At 37.7% G+C, this 5,056-nt stretch carries 4 protein-coding genes and 1 pseudogene; all 5 read right to left on the reverse strand.

Annotated elements, in window-relative coordinates; translation table 11 throughout:
* Positions 1-59 precede the first annotated feature (59 nt).
* Positions 60-1,559, reverse strand: coding sequence for an IS1182 family transposase (locus VIO64_RS00005; RefSeq protein ID WP_414705220.1), 1,500 nt, complete (start codon positions 1,557-1,559; stop codon positions 60-62).
* A 139-nt stretch (positions 1,560-1,698) separates the two neighbouring features.
* A pseudogene (locus tag VIO64_RS00010) lies at positions 1,699-1,959 on the reverse strand (ribonucleotide reductase N-terminal alpha domain-containing protein); the annotation flags it as partial.
* A gap of 11 nt (positions 1,960-1,970) precedes the next feature.
* Positions 1,971-2,801, reverse strand: a complete 831-nt coding sequence (locus VIO64_RS00015; RefSeq protein WP_331913914.1) for a 3-keto-5-aminohexanoate cleavage protein — start codon at positions 2,799-2,801, stop codon at positions 1,971-1,973.
* Positions 2,802-2,983: 182 nt separating this feature from the next.
* The gene (gene murI, locus VIO64_RS00020; RefSeq protein WP_331913916.1) at positions 2,984-3,787 is read right to left on the reverse strand and encodes a glutamate racemase; all 804 of its coding nucleotides are present in this window, start codon (positions 3,785-3,787) and stop codon (positions 2,984-2,986) included.
* Positions 3,784-5,056, reverse strand: a 1,273-nt coding sequence (locus VIO64_RS00025) for an RNB domain-containing ribonuclease (RefSeq protein WP_331913918.1), incomplete at its 5' end; no start/stop codon positions are given. The genes murI and VIO64_RS00025, both read right to left, overlap by 4 nt.

A 5,056-nucleotide genomic window follows, 5' to 3' on the forward strand; every position in this document is an offset into this window, starting at 1 on the left:
CAGGTTGTTGACAAAGCCCCTATTTTGAAGAGCCAAAACTATCTGAACTGAGAGATATTTTAGCATGCAACGAAGATGTTTGACATAGATATGGAGAAAAGTGTATAATTGCTTCTATGAGCCCAAAAATGCCATAATGTAGCTTGAATATGACCGAAAAATGATAAAATATGACGCAAAACACCATCTCCATCTGGATTTCCCCTTTTCTTCGTCATAATCATCACCATTTCCTTGATATTTTGGGCAATTGCTGTCATCAGAGCTTGTGATTCTACCTTTTCTATCCCTCTGAATCTGGCATATCTATAACCATGAAGTTGCTTTGCGTCCGCAAAGCTACGCTCAATCGTTTCGGAGCGTCTCTGTTTCATATATTCGCCTCTCTCTGATTTGCGATTGAGCTTTACCTGCTCCGCATATTCCTCCCATACATGTCGCTCAATAACCTTTTGGTGTTTTTTGTTATTAGTGCATTGAGATAAAAGGGGGCATACACTACATATTTTGGGATCTGATACATAGCTGCGAAAACCGTTTCTGTTCGTGTTTCGATACTTGAGAACATGACCTTGCACACAAATGTACTGGTTATTTAGCGCATCAAACTGAAACTTGCTCTTGCGAAATAATCCTTTTGTTCCTCCGGGTTTCCGATATGATACTACAGCGTAGATGCCTTTTTCGCTCAAGGTCTTAAGGATGTTCAAGTTGTGATAGCCAGAATCCAGACCCACTGATTCGACGGAGAATCCGAAGCGATTGATCTGATAATTGAGTCTGTCCAGATACACTGTGCTATCATTTATATTACCGGGTGTTATGTACGCGTCTGTGATTATATTATGCTTGCCGTCGCAAGTTCGATGATCCAGATAATGAAATCCCTCGGGCTTGTTGGTCCTGGCCATGTAGCCGCTATCAGGATCAGTAGTGCTTACTTTGATTTCTTTCATTGGCTCGTCAGCGGAATCCTCCTTGGCAGGTAATGGCTTCTTGCCGTGAGCGATGCGATCTTCATTAACTGCTTGTTCGATATCATCAAGATAGTACTGGGTATTCTTCTGCACAAGCTCACGAGTGAACTTCTTATTATTCGCATTGGCCTTCATATGCGTGGAATCAGTGTAAAGGGTCTTACCATCAATATATTCATGCTCGTAAGCAAATTGCACCACATCATCAAACATCTGACGAAACACATCGGTGCCCTGAAATCTTCTTCTGCGGTTCTGACTGATCGTGGAATGATCCGGTACTTTATCAGTGAGATTCAAGTTGAGAAACCATCTGTATGCTACATTGACCTGAACCTCTTTCGCTAATTGACGCTCGGAACGAATACCATACAAGTAACCAATAAACAACATCTTAAAGAGCATGACCGGGTCAATAGCTGGTCTGCCTTGGGTTTTACTATACAAGGGTTCCATCCGTTGCCGGACAAAACTGAAGTCATAGTTCTCTTCAATTATCCTGAGCAGGTGATCCTGGGGAACCAGTTGTTCGATGCTCACTACCTCGATCTCGGTCTGCCTTGTGTATTCGTTCTTAATCATTGTGTCTCCATACTGTAAAATAATAATACCACAATGTATTAAGCATACTTTTTGTCAAGCTTTTTTTTATGATTTATCTACTTTTTTTTGCTTATTATCTACGCCCTTCCTGATGCTGGTAAACTTTGTCAACAACCTGACTATCTTCGATAGGAAGTACAAAACAAGCAGAAAGCTGTTGTAAGTCACCTCCAGCATTCATTAAAGTTGGTGAATTTGGTAAAAAATAACCAGAATCCATCAAAGTAAAAAAGCGTTTAGCTTTTTCCTCGTCCCCAGCAGCGATATTAAATGCTACTCGAGTTAGCATTTTTGACCAATCCTCAATTATAATGCCATTTTCATCTTTGCGGAAATAGCGTTTTTCCAGAACTTTCAGTGCATTTTCCGTTAATAGCATTCTCGCTCCTCTTATTTATGTAAGGCAAATATTTGACGTGCCTGTTCTGGAGTAGCAAGAGGGCGTCCAATTTCTTCTGCTATTCTAGCTAAACGAGCTACCAATTGTGCATTAGAATCAGCAATAACTCCCTTGTGATAGAAAATATTATCTTCAAAACCGCAGCGAATGTGGCCACCTGTAACCAGCGCTATCAAAGAAGTTGGAAGATGCCATTTACCAATTCCAGCTACAGCCCAGGTTGCTGTTGGAATTTCTTCATGTAAATGATCAATCATATACATTAGGTTTTTAGGCTTCCCACTCATTCCTCCAGGAACACCAAGAACAAATTGAACATGCAACGGGCTGTGAGTTATAATCCCTTTTTTAATCAATCGGGCAACAGAATCAATCATTCCTGATTCATATACTTCAACTTCTGGAACTACACCATATTCTTTAAACGCTTCTGCCAAGCGAATAATATCGGCAGGATGATTGATAAAAACATCATTTCCAAAATTTAAAGTTCCAGCATTAAGAGTACCCATTTCTGGTTTTAAAGCAAGAGGGGCAAGGCGTTTTTCAAATGCTTCCCCAACAGCTCCTCCCGTACTAATTTGGATTATGATTTCCGGAACGGCCTTACGAATAGCAGAAATAGCTTCTTGAAATCTTTCCAAACGTTGAGAAGGACTTCCATCATCCTCACGAATATGTAAGTGAATAACTCTTGCTCCTGCTTCAAAACAGGCCTTTGCTTCCTTTGCTTGTTCTTCAGGAGTTATAGGTAAATTGGGTTGATCAGAACGGGTTGTTTCAGCTCCCGTTATTGCAGCAGTTAAAATTAAGGGTTCCATAATATTACCTCTCTATATTTATTTTATATTATCACATTATGCAATCTAATAGATTGATCAGCAATTAGATCGATAGCAAAACACTATTAAATGCTGTAATCAGAAGCATTGCTGATGTAGAGTTAAAGCAGCGAATGTAGTGGTGAACGACATTATAATAATTCCTTATTCATTATAGTATTTTAATTCTGAAACCAGCTTTCATAAAGTCGAACTCTGATTAATTTTTTGATATTATCATTTAAGATGCGTTCAGCAATTTGGGTAAATTTTTCTTCGTTATCACTAACATAAAAAGTACTGCTACCTTGTTGTTTGTCGCTTTCTGACCCTATATAACGAGCAAGATACTCAGTAATAGCCATTGCGCTATCTACTAAAGTTACTTCACTCCCCATAATTTGTTGAATAGCTTTAGAGAGCAAGGGGTAGTGAGTGCAACCTAAAACAAGAGTATCAATGGCTTGCATTTTTAAGTTCGTAAGATATTCTTTTACAACCAGTTCAGTTACAAGATGATCTTGCCAGCCCTCTTCTACCAAAGGGACAAAAAGCGGACAAGCAACAGAAAAAATGACTGCTTCAGGAATAAGTTTTTTTATAGCATTTGGATAGGCCTCGCTATTGATAGTCCCTTCCGTTCCAATAATACCAATACGCTTGTTTTTGGTGGTTTTAGCTGCTTGTTCTGCACCAGGTTCAATTACTCCGATAATAGGTATGTCTGTTATTGTCTGCATAGCCGGAAGAGCTACAGCAGAAGAAGTATTACAGGCAACTATTAAAATTTTTATACCTTGCTGTAATAAAAAACGAGCATTTTGTAATGAATATTCAATGATAGTATTAGGAGATTTAGGGCCATAAGGTACTCTGGCAGTATCTCCAAAATAGATTAAATCTTCACTGGGAAAAGCATTACGGATAGCTTTATAAACGGTTAAACCACCTACTCCTGAATCAAAAATGCCAATTGCTTTTTTCATCTGTTTCCTCTTGAATTTTGGTTATTGTTTGAGTGCGACCGATGTGATATCGGCCTTCTGGATGTTTTATTTTTTGAATAGGAGTTTGAAGAAGACGATATTTTGTGCACTGCTGATTTATTTCTCTGTAAAGAGTTTATTGTAGCACTGGATATCATATTTTTAGGCACATTATGCTGTAGTGTATCAGGCAAAGGAATAAAGTAAACATCATCATCGACATATCCAACTGTAACTTTTAAAGTATCCATTAACTGGTAAAATTTTCGGGTTCTAAGGTTTATATAACGCATTTCCCGTTCCAAATATTCCCAATCACCTTCTTCAAGATTAATTTCTAAAATAACTCCTGTAATCGGAATTTCTTCTAATTGGACAATTAAGCCACGGGAATTAACGGATATGATCATCCCGTTATATATATTGCCTTCTTTCTTTTTCATATATGCTCGGCTGTAAACTCTTTCTATATCCCGTTCGGATTGGTCTGCTTGAAGTTCTTGCTCGGAAGCAACTTCGGCATAGTGCTTTAGCTGTGGCAAAGTAAATTTTTCATTACTGCTATGGCATAAATATGTTTTACACAAATGATGGATAACTAAATCACAAATTCTTCTAATTGGACTTGTAAAATGAGTATAATAATCCATCGCCAAACCAAAATGATGAATATGTTCAATACTGTATTTAGCTTTTTTCATACTTCTAAGTGCAATGCGATCAAAAACTTTATGATAGGCAGGATTAGGAAAAGAATTTAACAAATACTGCAACGATTTGTTCAGATTTTCATATATAACCCACTTTACCCCATAATATGAAAGAAGCTCTATTAATCTTTCTAATTTGTTGAAATCCGGATCTTCATGAATGCGATATAATGTGGTTGGAGCAACCTGGGATAGATGTTTTGCTACATATTCATTGGCAATCAGCATAAAATTCTCGATTAATTTGTGGCTCTCAGTTTCTTCAGCTAAAGTTAAATGCCTAACAAAACCACTCTCATCATATTCATATTCAATGTCCGGTAAATCAAAAAAGATATAACCAGCTTCCATTCTTTTTTCAGTTAATAGACGGGAAAGTTCTCGCCCTTCTAAAAGAATTTCTAGTAATTCTTGAGGCAAGTCTGTATCTTTACCTTTAAAAAGATTATCCACTTCGTCATAATTCAAACGGGCTTTACTGCATATCACACTTTCGTAGATATGTTGCTCAAGGATATTTCCTTTACGATCAAATTCTGTCTGAACGGTTAAACAAAGC

Source organism: Pseudobacteroides sp. (assembly GCF_036567765.1).
GTDB lineage: Bacteria > Bacillota > Clostridia > Acetivibrionales > DSM-2933 > Pseudobacteroides.